The organism is Bradyrhizobium sp. SZCCHNR1002 (genome assembly GCF_032381435.1).
Taxonomy (GTDB): Bacteria; Pseudomonadota; Alphaproteobacteria; order Rhizobiales; family Xanthobacteraceae; genus Bradyrhizobium; species Bradyrhizobium aeschynomenes.
Genome location: NZ_JAUHIS010000003.1, coordinates 80374 through 95455, shown reverse-complemented (window position 1 = coordinate 95455; position 15082 = coordinate 80374). Strand labels below are relative to the sequence as shown.

General features: G+C 65.9%; 12 protein-coding genes and 1 tRNA gene. 6 read left to right on the top strand and 7 right to left on the bottom strand.

The window, feature by feature from the left end:
• Nucleotides 1-17: 17 nt before the first annotated feature.
• On the bottom strand, nucleotides 18-329 hold the full coding sequence (locus QX108_RS16745) for a DUF1272 domain-containing protein (RefSeq protein WP_315780706.1): 312 nt from the start codon (nucleotides 327-329) through the stop codon (nucleotides 18-20).
• An 89-nt stretch (nucleotides 330-418) separates the two neighbouring features.
• Nucleotides 419-898: an Lrp/AsnC family transcriptional regulator gene (locus QX108_RS16740; RefSeq protein ID WP_315722799.1), complete on the bottom strand. Its 480-nt coding sequence runs from the start codon at nucleotides 896-898 to the stop codon at nucleotides 419-421.
• 122 nt (nucleotides 899-1020) lie between these two features.
• Here QX108_RS16740 and hppD point away from each other — a divergent pair, with 122 nt between their 5' ends.
• Nucleotides 1021-2139, top strand: coding sequence for a 4-hydroxyphenylpyruvate dioxygenase (gene hppD, locus QX108_RS16735; protein WP_315780703.1), 1119 nt, complete (start codon nucleotides 1021-1023; stop codon nucleotides 2137-2139).
• A 331-nt stretch (nucleotides 2140-2470) separates the two neighbouring features.
• On the opposite strand, the gene QX108_RS16730 is transcribed toward hppD, so the two are convergent.
• The 4 genes from QX108_RS16730 to QX108_RS16715 form a co-directional block, all read right to left on the bottom strand.
• Complete coding sequence (locus QX108_RS16730) at nucleotides 2471-3583, bottom strand: CaiB/BaiF CoA-transferase family protein (protein WP_315780701.1); 1113 nt, start codon at nucleotides 3581-3583, stop codon at nucleotides 2471-2473.
• 176 nt (nucleotides 3584-3759) lie between these two features.
• On the bottom strand, nucleotides 3760-4560 hold the full coding sequence (locus tag QX108_RS16725; protein ID WP_315722795.1) for a xanthine dehydrogenase family protein subunit M: 801 nt from the start codon (nucleotides 4558-4560) through the stop codon (nucleotides 3760-3762).
• 19 nt (nucleotides 4561-4579) lie between these two features.
• Complete coding sequence (locus QX108_RS16720) at nucleotides 4580-6925, bottom strand: xanthine dehydrogenase family protein molybdopterin-binding subunit (protein ID WP_315722793.1); 2346 nt, start codon at nucleotides 6923-6925, stop codon at nucleotides 4580-4582.
• A 106-nt stretch (nucleotides 6926-7031) separates the two neighbouring features.
• Nucleotides 7032-7517, bottom strand: coding sequence for a (2Fe-2S)-binding protein (locus tag QX108_RS16715; protein WP_315780699.1), 486 nt, complete (start codon nucleotides 7515-7517; stop codon nucleotides 7032-7034).
• Nucleotides 7518-7805: 288 nt separating this feature from the next.
• Between QX108_RS16715 and QX108_RS16710 the strand changes: the two genes are divergently transcribed.
• The 4 genes from QX108_RS16710 (at nucleotide 7806) to QX108_RS16695 (ending at nucleotide 14235) form a co-directional block, all read left to right on the top strand.
• Nucleotides 7806-9845 carry a HAMP domain-containing methyl-accepting chemotaxis protein gene (locus QX108_RS16710; RefSeq protein ID WP_315780697.1) on the top strand — a complete coding sequence of 680 codons (2040 nt, stop codon included), beginning with the start codon at nucleotides 7806-7808 and terminating at the stop codon, nucleotides 9843-9845.
• A gap of 382 nt (nucleotides 9846-10227) precedes the next feature.
• Nucleotides 10228-11733 carry an MFS transporter gene (locus tag QX108_RS16705; protein WP_315780695.1) on the top strand — a complete coding sequence of 502 codons (1506 nt, stop codon included), beginning with the start codon at nucleotides 10228-10230 and terminating at the stop codon, nucleotides 11731-11733.
• A gap of 3 nt (nucleotides 11734-11736) precedes the next feature.
• Entirely contained in the window at nucleotides 11737-12561 is an 825-nt protein-coding gene (gene otsB, locus QX108_RS16700; RefSeq protein WP_315780694.1) for a trehalose-phosphatase, read from the top strand.
• A gap of 210 nt (nucleotides 12562-12771) precedes the next feature.
• Entirely contained in the window at nucleotides 12772-14235 is a 1464-nt protein-coding gene (locus QX108_RS16695; protein ID WP_315722781.1) for a trehalose-6-phosphate synthase, read from the top strand.
• A gap of 42 nt (nucleotides 14236-14277) precedes the next feature.
• On the opposite strand, the gene QX108_RS16690 is transcribed toward QX108_RS16695, so the two are convergent.
• On the bottom strand, nucleotides 14278-14622 hold the full coding sequence (locus QX108_RS16690) for a hypothetical protein (protein WP_315722779.1): 345 nt from the start codon (nucleotides 14620-14622) through the stop codon (nucleotides 14278-14280).
• A 223-nt stretch (nucleotides 14623-14845) separates the two neighbouring features.
• Here QX108_RS16690 and QX108_RS16685 point away from each other — a divergent pair.
• A tRNA-Ser gene (locus tag QX108_RS16685) sits at nucleotides 14846-14935 on the top strand.
• The last annotated feature ends 147 nt before the right edge of the window (nucleotides 14936-15082 follow it).

Genomic DNA, 15082 nt, shown 5'->3' with positions numbered 1-15082 from the left:
AATGACGAGGAGAGAGGTCAGCGGTTCTCAGGTACGACGTCCTTCACACCGGCCACAAATGCTGCGACGTCTTCGGTCGCGTACTTCAGATGCACGCGCTTGTCCGACGGCACCTGTTTCACCGTGCAGACGCCAGGGCGCCATTCCCGCGTCGGCCGGATCGGCCGCGGCGCAAAGCCGCCGCCGCAGTTGGGGCAGACGTTGAACAGTTTCGTTTCCGCACAATCGGCGCAGAAGGTGCACTCGTACGAGCAGATCCGCGCGTCCGTCGCGGAGGGCGGGAGGTCCTTGTCGCAATACTCGCAGTTAGGACGAAGCTGTAGCGCCATGATCGTCTCGCAATGCCGGGAATATTGCGACTGTCGCAAAAGCCGTGACGGAGGTGAATGCTGAAGTTCCCTCGATTTGCGCCATGCTGTCAGCCTGACGACAGCGATCCCAGCGGCAGCTTCGCGCTCTCCTTCAGCCGGTCGAGCACGATAGAGGAGCGCACATGGGCGACGCTCTGGTGCGGCATCAGCACGTTGTTGACGATGTCGGACAGACTTTTGAGGTCGCGCAGCACCACCTTCAGCAGATAGTCGGAATCGCCGGTCAGCGCATAGGCCTCCTGGATGTCGTCGACGCGGTTGACCAGCGCGCGAAACCTCTCGGCGTTGTCAGGCGAATGCGTCGCCAAGGTGATCTGGATGAAGGCGATCAGCTCGAAACCCAGCGCCTGGCTGGCGAGCTGGGCGCGATAGCCGGCGATGACGCCGTCTTCCTCCAGCCGCATCCGCCGCCGTGAGCATTGCGAGGCGGACAGCCCGGCGAGATCGGCGAGCTCCTGGTTTGTCAGCCGGCCATCGTCCTGCAGCGCGGCCAGGATCTTGATATCGAAGCTGTCGATCGAAATCATGCGCCATATCCTCTGACTATGCACGGATCGTGCATATCCAGGCGAAAATGACAATGGTTTGCACGCTCCATGCGCGGAATCCGGGCGATGATCTCCGGATCAAGCTGAAGGAGCTGCCGCCCATGGGTCCGTTTCCGCACGATGCACCGCCTGCCACCATCTCCACCGACAACCCGATGGGCACGGATGGCTTCGAGTTCGTCGAATATGCCCATCCCGACGCGGGCGAGCTGCATGCGCTGTTCAAGCTGATGGGGTTTGCCGCGGTCGCACGGCACAAGACCAAGGCGATCACGCTGTATCGCCAGGGCGACATTAACTACCTTGTGAATGAAGAGCCCGGCAGCCACGGCCACGACTTCGTCGCCGCGCATGGCCCGTGCGCGCCGTCGATGGCGTTCCGTGTGGTCGATGCGAAGAAGGCCTATGCCCGGGCAATCGCCCTCGGCGCGGAGCCCGTCGATCTGCCGTCGGCCCGGAAGACGCTCGACATCCCCGCGCTCAAGGGCATCGGCGGCAGCCTGCTGTATCTGGTCGATCGCTACGGCGCCAAGGGCTCGGCCTATGATTTGGAATTCGACTGGATAGGTGCGCGCGATCCGCGCCCTGCGGGCTCGGGCCTCTACTATATCGACCACCTGACCCACAACGTGCACCGCGGCCGCATGAACGTGTGGGCGGGCTTCTACGAAAAACTGTTCAACTTCCGCCAGATCCGCTTCTTCGATATCGAGGGCCGCGCCTCCGGCCTGTTCTCGCGCGCGCTGACCAGCCCGGACGGCAAGATCCGGATTCCGATCAACGAGGATGCCGGCGATTCCGGGCAGATCGAGGAATATCTCAAGACCTACCGCGGCGAGGGCATCCAGCACATCGCCTGCGGCGCTCGCGACATCTACGCCACCGTCGAGGGCCTGCGCGCGTCAGGTCTGCCGTTCATGCCGTCGCCGCCGGAGACCTATTTCGAGCGCATCGAGGCGCGCCTGCCCAAGCACGGCGAGGATGTCGCGCGGCTCAAGCGCAACGGCATCCTGATCGACGGCGAGGGCGTCGTTGCGGGCGGCCACACCAAGGTGCTGCTTCAGATCTTCTCCGCCAACGCAATCGGCCCGATCTTCTTCGAGTTCATCCAGCGCAAGGGTGACGACGGTTTCGGCGAAGGCAACTTCAAGGCGCTGTTCGAATCGATCGAGGAAGACCAGATCCGCCGCGGCGTCCTGAAGGTCGAGGCGGCGGAGTAGGCCGAGTCGGTTTGCCCGTCATTGCGAGGAGCAAAGCGACGAAGCAATCCAGAGTCCTGCCCTGGTCCTGGATTGCGTCGCTTCGCTTGCAATGACGGTGGGTGCAAGAGGCACACTGCCGCGCCACAAACAGCGTCGTCCCGGCCTTGAGCCGGGACCCATACCGCGTGATGTCTCATTAGGCCGCGATGGCAGACGATCTTCGCCTCACCACCGCCGGTGGTTATGGATCCCGGCGTGCGCCGGGATGACACTGATGGTGAGGCGCGGGTGTCGTCAACTCATGCCGATTGACGCGGCGGGCGTCGTCGGCCCGCCTGCGATTATCAGCTCACCGTCCCGCTTTCCACGCGCTCACGAGCGCCCCGATCTCCGCCACCTCCGGCTCGCGAATATTCGACGGCGTCCGCGAAAAGCGCGGCGCGGGCGCTGGCTGGGTGACGCCGTGCCGCTCGACGAACACGCCGCGCGCGGCCATGTGGGCGTGCTTGGGCGCCTCCGACATCGTCAGCACCGGGGCGAAGCAGATGTCGGTGCCTTCCATGATCGCGCACCACTCCTCGCGCGTCTTGCTCTTGAACACGCTGACCAGCTTCTCCTTCAGCGCCGGCCAGGCGCGCGGATCCATCTGGGCCTCGAACGCGGGATCGCTGAGGTCGGCGTGCTGGCGCAGCAGCGCGTAGAATTGCGGCTCGATCGAGCCGATCGAGATGAAGTTGCCGCAGGCGCATTCGTAGACGCCGTAGAAATGCGCGCCGCCATCGAGGAAGTTGCGCTCGCGCCCCTCCATCCAGCGGCCCATCGCGGTGAGGTCGAAGAACATCGCGAGCAGCGACGCGGCGCCGTCGCACATCGCGGTATCCACCACCTGGCCCTTGCCGGACTTCGAGGCCTCTAACAGCGCAGCAAGCACTCCGACGACGAGGTAGAGCGCACCGCCGCCGAAATCGCCGACCAGATTGAGCGGCGGCACCGGGCGCTCCCTGGGTCCGATCGCGGCGAGCGCGCCGGTGATCGAGATGTAGTTGATGTCGTGGCCGGCGGCCTGCGCGAGCGGGCCCTCCTGGCCCCAGCCGGTCATGCGGCCGTAGACCAGCTTCGGATTGCGCGCGAGCACGACATCGGGGCCGAGGCCGAGCCGCTCCATCACGCCGGGGCGGAAACCTTCGATGAGCGCGTCAGCGCCGGCGAGCAGGTCGAGCACGTCGGCAATGACCGCCTTGTCCTTGAGATCGAGCTCGATCACCTTGCGGCCGCGGCCGGCAACCGACTTCATATTCTTGCGCGCGCCGACGCGATCCAGCGTCACCACCTCCGCGCCCATGTCGGCCAGCAGCATGCAAGCGAACGGTCCAGGTCCGATGCCGGCGAATTCGACGATGCGGAATCCTGCGAGCGGGCCGGTGGCGCGGGTCTGGTTGTGAGGGGCGGTCTTGTCGAGCACGTCGTTGTGTCCTTGGCTTCGCGCGTCTTGTCGCTTGCGTTTCCTGATCCGCAATTGTCCCGCGTGCCTCTCACCAACGCAAGCGCGCCGTATGCCGCAAAGCAAAACGGCGCGCATCGCTGCGCGCCGTGTGGAATTTGTCGTGCCGTGATGCGGAATGATCCGCGTCGCGGCCGCTAGCCCGCGGCTTGCACCGCGCGCTGCGCCATCACCTTCACCAGATTGGCGCGGTAGTCGGCCGAGCCGTGGATGTCGCTGAGCAGGCCGCTCGCGGAGACGCTCACGCCGTCGAGCGCGGAGGCCGACCAGTTGGACTTCAGCGCCGCCTCGATCGCGGAGACCCGCATCACGCCGCTCTGCGAGGCGCCGGTGGCGGCCACGCGGACATCGCCGCCCTTGGTCTTGGTGACGAACACGCCGGTCAGCGCGAAGCGCGACGCCGGGTGGCGCATCTTGGCGTAGCCCGCCTTCTCCGGCACCGGGAACGACACCTCGGTGATGATCTCGCCGTCTTCCAGCGCCGTCGTGAACAGGCCCTTGAAGAAATCATCGGCCGAGATCGACCGCTTGTTGGTCTTCACGGTGGCGCCGAGCGAGACGAGCGCTGCGGGGAAATCGGCTGCCGGATCGTTGTTGGCGATCGAGCCGCCGATCGTGCCGCGGGCGCGCACCGCGGGATCGCCGAGCACCGAGGTGAGATGGGCGATCGCGGGGATCGCCTTCTTCACATCGGCATTGGTCATGATGTCGTAGTAGGTCGTCGCCGCCTTGATCACGAGCGTGTCGCCCGAGAGCTGCACGCCGATCAGGTCCTTGATCTTGCCGATGTCGATGACATCGGACGGCGAGGCGAGGCGCTGCTTCATGACCGGGATCAGGGTGTGACCGCCGGCGAGGAACTTGGCCTCGCTGCCCTTGGAGAACAGCGCCGCGGCCTCGTCGACCGAGGAGGCGCGATGATAGGTCGTCTCGTACATGGTTGCTCCTCCGGTTCGATCAGGCGTTGCCGTGGATCGCGTGCCAGACGCGGTCCGGGGTCGCCGGCATTTCCAGCTTGTTGTTGCCGATCGCATCCGTGATCGCGTTGATCACGGCCGCCGAGGCGCCGATCGCGCCGGCCTCGCCGCAGCCCTTCACGCCGAGCGGGTTGCCCGGACAGAGAGTCGTGGTGTGGCTCAGTTTGAACGACGGCACGTCGTCGGCGCGCGGCATCGCGTAGTCCATGAAGGACGCGGTGACCGGCTGGCCGTTGCCGTCATAGACGGCATGCTCCAGCAGCGCCTGGCCGATGCCCTGGACGAGACCGCCATGGACCTGGCCTTCGACGATCATCGGGTTGATCAGCCGGCCGAAATCGTCGGCGGCGACGAAGTTGACGAACGACGTCTTACCGGTGGCCTGGTCGACCTCGAGCTCGCAGATATAGGTGCCGGCCGGGAAGGTGAAGTTGGTCGGATCGTAGAAGGCGCTCTCCTTCAATCCGGGCTCCATCCCGTCAGGCAGATTGTGCGCGGTGTAGGCGGCGAGCGCGACCATCGGCAGCGCGATCGACTTGTCGGTGCCGGTCACCTTGAACTCGCCGTTCTCGATGACGATGTCACCTTCCGACGCTTCGAGCGCATGCGCCGCGATCTTCTTGGCCTTCGCCTCGACCTTCTCCATCGCCTTGAGGATCGCGGTGAGGCCGACGGCCGCCGAGCGCGAGCCGTAGGTGCCCATGCCGAACTGCACCTTGTCGGTGTCGCCATGGACGATCGAGACCTGGCTGATCGGCACGCCCAGGCGATCGGCGATCAGCTGGCAGAAGGTGGTCTCGTGGCCCTGGCCGTGGCTGTGCGAGCCGGTGAGGACCTCGATGGTCCCGACCGGGTTGACGCGGATCTCGGCCGATTCCCACAGGCCGACGCCGGCGCCGAGGCTGCCGACCGCCTTCGACGGTGCGATGCCGCAGGCCTCGATGTAGCAGGACAGGCCGATGCCGCGCAGCTTGCCCTGCGCCTTGGCGGCGGCCTTGCGGGCGGGGAAGCCGGCATAGTCGATCGCCTTCATCGCCGCATCGAGCGAGGCGTTGAAGTCACCGGTGTCGTAGGCCATGATCACCGGGGTCTGGTGCGGGAACTGGGTGATGAAGTTCTTCCGCCGCAGCTCGGCCGGGTCCATCTTGAACTGCCGCGCCGCAGTCTCGACCAGCCGCTCCAGCAGATAGCTCGCCTCGGGACGTCCGGCGCCTCTGTAGGCATCGACCGGCGTCGTGTTGGTGTAGACGCCCATCACTTCGGCATAGATCGCCGGGATGTTGTACTGGCCCGACAGCAGGGTCGCGTACAGATAGGTCGGCACGGACGACGAGAACAGCGACATGTAGGCGCCGAAATTGGCGTGGGTCTTGACCCGCAAGCCGAGCATCTTGTGGTCGGCGTCGAACGCCATCTCGGCCTTGGAGATGTGGTCGCGGCCGTGCGCGTCGGTGAGGAACGCCTCGGTGCGATCGCCGGTCCACTTCACCGGACGGCCGACCTTCTTGGAGGCCCACAGCGCCACCATCTCTTCCGGATAGATGAAGATCTTGGAGCCGAAGCCGCCGCCGACGTCGGGCGCGATCACGCGCAGCTTGTGCTCCGGGGCGATGTTGTAGAACGCCGACAGCACGAGGCGGGCGACGTGCGGGTTCTGCGACGTGGTGTAGAGCGTGAAGTGCTCCTCGGCGGCATCGTAGTCGGCGATCGCCGCGCGCGGTTCCATCGCGTTCGGCGCCAGCCGGTTGTTGGTCAGCTCCAGGCTGACGACGTGAGCGGCCTTGGAGAACGCGGCGCCAACGGCGGCCTCGTCGCCGATATGCCAGTCATAGACGACGTTGCCGGGCGCCTCGGGGTGCAATTGCGGCGCGCCGGGCTTCAGCGCGGAGGGCATGTCGGCGACGGCCGGCAGTTCCTCGTATTCGACGACCACGGCCTCGGCCGCGTCGCGCGCGAGATTCTTGCTGTCGGCGATCACGACCGCCACGGCCTGGCCGACGAAGCGCACGGTCTCCGGCGCCATCGCCGGCCATGCACCCATCTTCATCGGCGAGCCGTCCTTGGAGGTGATGGCCCAGCCGCAGATCAGGTTGCCGACCTTGTCGTCGACGATCTGCTTGCCGGTCAGCACCGCGACCACGCCCGGCATCGCCTCGGCAGCCGAGGAGTCGATGCTCTTGACCTTGGCGTGGGCATGCGGGCTGCGGATGAAATGGGCATAGGTCATGCCCAGAAGCTTGATGTCGTCGACATACCGGCCCTTGCCGGTGATGAAACGCTTGTCCTCCTTGCGGACGACGCTTGCGCCAATGCCTTCCATACCCATGCGAATCTCTCCCCTACCGGAGTTTGTTGTCCCGCCGCGGCCAACGCGCGCAGCGGTCGTGGTCTCGGTATTGATTGAAAGACGTCGAAGCCGACGGCTGCCTTTGTTATTCGGCGGCCTGGGCGACCTTCATCCGGCCGGCGGCGTCGAGCACGGCCTTGACGATGTTGTGATAGCCGGTGCAGCGGCAGATGTTGCCTTCCAGCTCCTCGCGCACCGTGGCCTCGTCGAGAAGGCCTCCGTGGCGGTGCACAATATCGATCGCCGACATGATCATGCCCGGCGTGCAATAGCCGCATTGTAGGCCATGATTGTCGCGGAAGGCGGCCTGCATCGGATGCAGCTCGTCGCCCTTGGCGATGCCTTCGATGGTGGTGACGTTGGCGCCGGCGGCCTGGCCGGCCAGCACGGTGCAGGACTTCACGGCCCGGCCGTCGATATGCACGACGCAGGCGCCGCATTGGCTGGTGTCGCAGCCGACATGGGTGCCGGTGAGATTCAGATGATCCCGCAACAGGTGCACCAGCAGGGTGCGATCCTCGGCCTCGACCGAGACCGCCTTGCCGTTCACCGTCAATTTGACTGTCGACACGAGTAACCTCCCGATGAATTGTTCTTATTCTGATTAGAAACAGCGCCCTCAGGACTTTGCAACTCGAATTTTCGTCGGCGCTGTCATTGCGACGTCTTGCGCGTCGCTTCGGCGATTCGGTCGCATCTGTGTGGCGGCTGCCCGGCAGGCTGGATGCCAGCGCAGTATGCCGATGCTGCTCATTTACTGACCCTTAGCCATTGTGACGTAGTTTTGATCACGCTGGGGTGCTCTGCATCCACGCGGGATGGCTCCGGCCATATTAAGAATGGACTCTCGGGGGTGGGAATGTCTGCGCATCTGGCGCCGCGGTCGCGGCGTGGCAATTTTCTGACCCTGCGCTTTCGCGCCAAGATCTTTCTCGGCTTTGCGGTCGTGCTGGCGATCTCCGCCGCCAGCATCGGCTTCGCCTATGTCGGGTTCGAGCAGGTCGCGGCGGCCGTCGCCTCCTATCGGGCAAGCGTCGCCGAAGCCGATGTGGCCAGGACGATCGACCGCGAGCTCATCTCCTATCAGGCGCTGGCGCGCTATTTTGCGCTGACCGGCAAGCCGGAGGACGAGGCCGCGGCCACGGCCGCCCAACAATCCTTGCAGGCTGCGATCGACAAGTCGATGGCAGCGACCAGCACGGCGGAGCGCAGGGCGCAGCTCGGCAAGCTGCAGACGCAGTTTCAGACCTTCGCCAAGATCTTCTCCGACATCGTCGGCCTGACCCGCGACAACGCCAAGCTGGCGACCGATCAGATCGGAATCGTCGGCAACAAGATCCGCTTCAAATTCGATGATCTCGCCGATACGGCCGCGCTGGCGGGCCTGCCTTCCGTGCAGACCACGGCCAAGGACCTGACCGGGCAATATCTGACCGCCTCCGCCCTGGTCGGCAGCTTCCTGGCCAAGCCGGATCAGAAGACCGCTGATGGCGCCATTGCCAGGACGCGCTTCCTGGAAACGTCGCTGGTCACGATCTATGCCAATGACGAGAAGATCACGCAGCGCGTCACCGAGCTCGGCGAACTCATCAAGCAATACCGCGCCGCCTTCATCAAGTTCTCGGACAATTCCAAGGCACTGGCGAAGCTGGTGCAGGACATGGGCGGCGCGGCCACCGAGATCCTTGCACTCTCCAGCGGGCTGAGGTCCGGACTGGCGGCCGACCAGCAGCGCATCGAGGCGTCAACCAATACCACCATCACGGAGATCGAACGGCTGATCGCGATCCTGGCGATCGGCGGTCTGGCGCTCGGTGCGGCGCTGGCCCTGATGCTCGGCAACGGCATCTCCAAGCCGATGATCACGATGTGCAAGGCGATGCGCGAGCTCGCCTCCGGCAATTTCGACGTCAGGCTGCCCGGCCTCGGGCGTGCCGACGAGATCGGCGAGATGGCGTCCGCGGTCGAGGAGTTCAAGCTTCAGGCCGTGGCCAAGGCCGAGCGCGACGCGGCAACGCAGGACGCCCAGAACAAGGCCGCCGGTGCGGCCCGCCGGGCGGAGCTGATCCGCTTCGCCAACGAGTTCGAGACGGCGGTCGGCTCGATCGTCTCCAACGTCTCGACCTCGGCCGAACAGCTGGAGCACGCCGCCTCGACCCTGACCCGCACTGCCGAAACGACTCAGTCGCTGGCGAGCCGCGTCAGCGGCACCTCCGATCAGGCGACCGGCCGGATTCACTCGGTGGCCAGCGCCACCGACGAGCTGTCCGCCTCGGTCAACGAGATCGGCCGGCAGGTGCGCGAGTCCAGCCGCATTGCCGAATCCGCGGTGATGCAGGCCGAGGAGACCGACGGCCGCATCGGCAAGCTGTCGCGCGCGGCCCAGGAGATTGGCGACGTCGTCAAGCTGATTACCGCGATCGCCGAGCAGACCAACCTGCTTGCGCTCAATGCCACCATTGAGGCGGCGCGCGCCGGCGACGCCGGCCGTGGCTTCGCCGTCGTGGCCTCCGAGGTGAAGTCGCTGGCCGAGCAGACCGCCAAGGCGACCGACGACATCTCCAACCACATCTCCGGCATGCAGGCTGCGACCCAGGAATCGGTTGCCGCGATCAAGCAGATCGGCGGCACCATCCGCCAGATCTCCACCATCGCCTCCTCGATCGCCACCGCCGTCGAGCAGCAGGGCGGAGCGACCCAGGAGATTGCCAGGAACGTGCAGAGCGTCGCGGCCGGCACGCAGGCCGCAGCCACCGACATCACTCAGGTCAATCGCGGCGCGACCCAGACCGGCGAGGCCTCGGAGGAGGTGCTGCGCTCGGCCCAGTCGCTGTCCTCGGAAAGCGCCCGCCTGCGCGAGGAGCTCAACCGCTTCATGGCCAACATCCGGGCGGCTTGAGGCCGCGCCTCGGCTCGGCCGCTGTCCTCCACGCGGCTGGCACATGCGTTTGCGGGCTCGCGGCCAAACCCTCCGCTGTCATCCCGGCGAACGCCGGGATCCATGCGCCGTGCCGGGCGTGGGGCGGGTGGTATTAGTCGCGCGGCACAATCTCACATCACGCGGTATGGATCCCCGGTCGCGCTCGCTTGCCCGGGACGACAGCTGACATCGCGCGCCCACCTTAGACCGATCGCCGCCTTGGCCGAGTTCCCTCGCCTGCGGTCGGGAACCCCCCGCTCACCGAGACGTTGGGTCGCAGCGGCAGGAGATCGCTGCCGCATTTGCTCCACCCTCTCCGGTCTAGCATGCGGTGCGACCCGCGCCGTCGCAGTGGGATTCCATGGCACCCCGACAGGCCTCCGCAGCCGATCTCCGCCTCGTCACCCCGGCGCCGCAATCCGGCGGCGCAGCGCCGGTCCGCGATCGAATCATCGAGACCAATATTCCCTCGCGGCTCGACGACCTGCGCTGGAGCCCGTTCCACACCCGGGTCGTGCTGGCGCTCGGCATCACCTGGGTGCTCGACGGGCTCGAGGTCACGCTCGCCGGCGCGCTGTCGGGGGCGCTCAAGCAGAGCCCGGCGCTGCACTTCTCCAATCTCGACATCGGTCTCGCCAACAGCGCCTATCTCGCCGGCGCCGTCATCGGCGCGCTCGGCTTCGGCTGGCTGACCGATCGCATCGGTCGCCGCAAACTGTTCTTCATCACGCTGGCGCTCTATCTGTCGGCCACTGCTGCGACTGCCTTGTCGTGGAATGTCGCGACCTACGCGCTGTTTCGCTTCCTGACCGGCGCCGGCATCGGCGGCGAGTACACCGCGATCAACTCGACGATCCAGGAACTGGTGCCGGCCCGCTACCGCGGCTGGACCGACCTCATGATCAACGGCAGCTTCTGGCTGGGTGCCGCGCTCGGCGCGGTCGGCGCCATCGTGCTGCTCGATCCGGCGTTCGCCGGCCCTGATGTCGGCTGGCGGCTGGCCTACGGCATCGGCGCCTGCCTCGGCCTGCTCGTGCTGATCATGCGGATGTGGATCCCGGAAAGCCCGCGCTGGCTGATGATCCATGGCCATCCCGAGCAGGCGCATGACATCGTCGCCGCGATCGAGCGCGACGTCACGGGCCACGACCGCGAGGAGCGCGCCAAGTCCCTGCCGAAGATCCGTTTGCGAATGCGTGATCACACGCCGCTGCGCGAGGTCGCGCATACGCTGTTCTCGGTCTACCGCCAGCGCTCGCTCGTCGGGCTGACGCTGATGATCGCCCAGGCGTTCTTCTACAATGCGATCTTCTTCACCTTCGCGCTGGTGCTGACCGACTTCTACGGCATCAAGTCCGATCACGTCGGCTGGTATATCCTCCCCTTTGCGGCTGGCAACGTGCTCGGCCCGCTGCTGCTCGGCCGTCTGTTCGACACGCTTGGCCGGCGTGCCATGATCACCTTCACCTATGGCATCTCCGGCCTGCTGCTGGCGCTCACCGGCTATCTGTTCTCGATCGGCGTGTTGAGCGCGCAGACGCAGACCGCCGCCTGGATGGTGATCTTCTTCTTCGCATCGCCCGCGGCAAGCGCCGCCTATCTCACGGTGTCGGAGAATTTTCCCCTCGAGGTGCGGGCGCTCGCGATTGCGCTGTTCTACGCGATCGGCACCGGGATCGGCGGCGTCGCCGGCCCCGCCTTGTTCGGCGCGCTGCTTGATTCGGGCGCGCGCGGCGCCGTGTTTGCCGGCTATCTGTTCGGCGCAGTGCTGATGGGGGTGGCGGCGCTGGTCGCCTGGCGATATGCGGTCGCAGCGGAGCGCAAATCGCTCGAGCAGGTCGCGCGCCCGCTCGCCGTGATGGAGTAGTTGATGATGTCCGAGAATTCCGACCTCACCGTGCCTGTCACGTCCGAGCCCCCGGAGATCGTTCCGGCGCCCGCGAGCCTGGTGCCGCATCTGCGCGAGGTCGCGATCCTGCTCGACATCGACGGCACCCTGCTCGATCTCGCGCCGACGCCGCGCGAGGTGTGGGTGCCGCCGGGGCTGGCCGAGACCTTGAACCTCCTGCTGCAGCGAACCTCCGGGGCACTGGCGCTGGTGTCCGGCCGCTCGCTCAACGACATCGACCTGATCTTTGCGCCCGAGGTCTATCCCGCCGTCGGCGGTCATGGCGCGGAGATGCGGCTCGCCGGCGGCAGCGAGGCCGATGCCGTCAGGGCGCCGCCGCTCGACAAGGAGCTCAAGCGCCGGCTGGCAGCAATTGCACGGCTCAGCCCCGGCATTCTGCTCGAGGACAAGGGCTATTCGCTGGCGCTGCATTATCGTCTCGCGCCGCAGGCGGAGAAGGCGATCTACGAGGAGGTGTCGCGCATTCGTGCCGAGCTGCCCGGTGCGCCGATCGAGGTGTTGCCCGGCAAATGCGTCTGCGAGATCAAGCACGCCGGCTTCACCAAGGCGAGCGGCGTGCGCGAATTGATGCGGCACGCGCCCTTCGCGGGCCGCAAGCCGTTCTTCATCGGTGACGATGTCACCGATGAAACCGTGTTTGCAATCATGCCCGATTTCGCCGGCCTGTCGTTCTCGGTCGGCCGCCGCGCGCTCGGCGTCGACGGACATTTCGATGCACCGGACGACGTGCGCGCCTTCCTCGCCCAGCTCGCAGGGAGTGGAACTAATTCGCTCGCTTCGCGATGACTGTCAGTCGCGTTGTTAGTTCCTCGAGTAGTTCCACATGCATGGCGTTCGCGTCTCCATGCATCGTCATTGATTAGAAATGTTCTGACTTGCTCCCCGCTGTGATTACACCGCGGGCTTGCCCGAATTTGGTTTCAATTGGTTGAAAGGGTGGCCCGGAACCATATTGATGAACGGTTGTTAACCGACATGACCAACAGGAGGGGAGCTGTGAACCTCGTCGTGGTTTCGAATCGGGTGGCCCGTGGCAAAGCCAACGAGCCAATGACCGGCGGACTTGCGGCAGCTCTGCTGCCCGTTGTTGAAAATTCTGGGGCAGTGTGGGTCGGTTCCTCGGGTCGTGTGCGCGATGGTGCGCAGATGGAACCCATTGCGCAGGTCGAGCAGCTCGGCCAAGGCGCGCTGGCGCTGCTGGATCTGCCGGCGGCGCATTATGCCGGCTATTACGAAGGTTTCGCCAATTCGGCGCTATGGCCGGCGCTCCACTCCCGCACCGATCTGATCCGCGTCTCGCAGGAGGACTACCATTCCTATCGTGAGGTCAATGCGTTCGTCGCGCGGGCGCTGCTGCGGTTCCAGAAGCCCGACACGTTGTTCTGGATTCAGGACTATCACTTCCTGTCGCTCGGTGCGGAGCTGCGCGCGCTCGGGGTGAAGAGCCGGATCGGCTTCTTCCTGCACACGCCTTGGCCGGCACGCAGCGTCATCGACAGCGTGCCGAATCACCGCGAGCTCGTCACCGCGATGCTCGCCTATGACCTCATCGGTTTTCAGACCGAGGACGATCGCGACAATTTCACCGCCTGCCTCCGCGCCGATCTCGGCGTGCAAGTGCGCGATGGGGTGGTCAGGTCGCGGCACGGCCATACGCGGCTGGCGGTGTTCCCGATCGGGATCGATGCCGACAAGTTCGCTGCATCCGCCGCCAAGGCGGCGTCGCATCCCGACGTGTCGCGGCTGCGCCGCAGCCTGCATGGCGAGAAGCTCGCGATCGGCGTCGACCGGCTCGATTATTCGAAGGGGCTCGTCAACCGCATCAACGCGTTCGATCGGATGTGGACGATGCATCCGACCCTGCTGCGCGCCGCGTCGCTGCTGCAGATCGCGACGCCGTCGCGCGAATCGATCGAGGCCTATGGCCATCTGCAGAGCGAGGTCGCGCGCCTCGTCAGCGAGGTCAATGGCCGCCATGGCGAGGTCGACTGGACGCCGATCCGCTATCTCAACAAGGGTTATGGCCAGGGCGTGCTGGCCGGCCTCTACCGCAGCGCGCAGGTCGGTGTCGTCACACCGCTGCATGACGGCATGAATCTCGTCGCCAAGGAATATGTCGCCGCCCAGAGTCCGGTCGATCCCGGCGTGCTCGTGCTGTCGAAGTTCGCCGGCGCTGCCAACGAGCTCGATGCCGCGCTGCTGGTCAATCCGCACGACATCGACGGCATGGCCCGCACCATTGCGATGGCGCTCGCGATGCCGCTCAATGAGCGCCGGATGCGCTACGAGATCCTGATGACCAAGCTGCGCCGCCATTCGATTCAGCAATGGTTCGCGGACTTTCTCGACTCCTTGCAGGACAGCGAGGCCGCGGAATCGGTCGAGATCGGACCTCTGCCGGCGGCGCCGGCGGGCTTTCTCACCAGCCGCCTCGCCTCATCGAGCGCCCGTTACCACTGACGCGGGTCGCAGCAATGCGGGCGCCTCGTGCGCCCCATGCGGTCAATGGCAATACGAGACGCCCTCCAGCACGGCGCAGCGCAGCTTGTTCGGCGAGCTCGGATTGTCCATCGGCACCATGCCGCTGCCCTGGCCGACGAACACGCCCGGTCCGACCACCACCGAGGCCTTGTTGCCCACGATCACCGACGGATGCGGCTTCAGGCTGGACTTGGTCCCGTCCGGCCACAGGATCGCGTCGCCCTGCCAGATCCCCTTGCGGCCGTCGTCGCAGGTCACGTCGACACCCTGCTTGGTGCATTGGTCCGCGCGCGCGGGCGCGGCTGCGGCAACACTGAGCACCGCGGTCAGCAGGACGGCGAGGCGGGCAGGGGAGGATGACGGCATGGCGGCGGATCCATTTTGGCGGTGCAGCGCTGCGGGCGGCAAATCAGTGGTCGTGGCATCGCGCGGGTCGGTTCACCGGCCCCCGCCGGCAACCCAAACGCGCCCGAATCGGTCCCCCGCCGCAGCAGATTGGTGATTTTCATCAGTGATTTGGGGGAAATTTGGCCCGAAAGGTCCCTCCCGGCTTGCAAAACGCCGCCGACCCCGCCAAGAGAGGGCCTCCGGAGAGATGGCCGAGTGGCTTAAGGCGCACGCTTGGAAAGCGTGTGTGCGGGAAACCGTACCGTGGGTTCGAATCCCACTCTCTCCGCCAGCCCAGCGTTCGCTGCCGTCCGCCGCCCCCTTGAAAAAGCCGCCGCGATTTTAGCGTTTGATGCTCCTCGGGCGCGCGCGCGAGTCTCCCCTGACCTTCAAGGGGGGCACCAAGCAGTATCGCGGCTCACAGCGCCGGCTGGCGCAA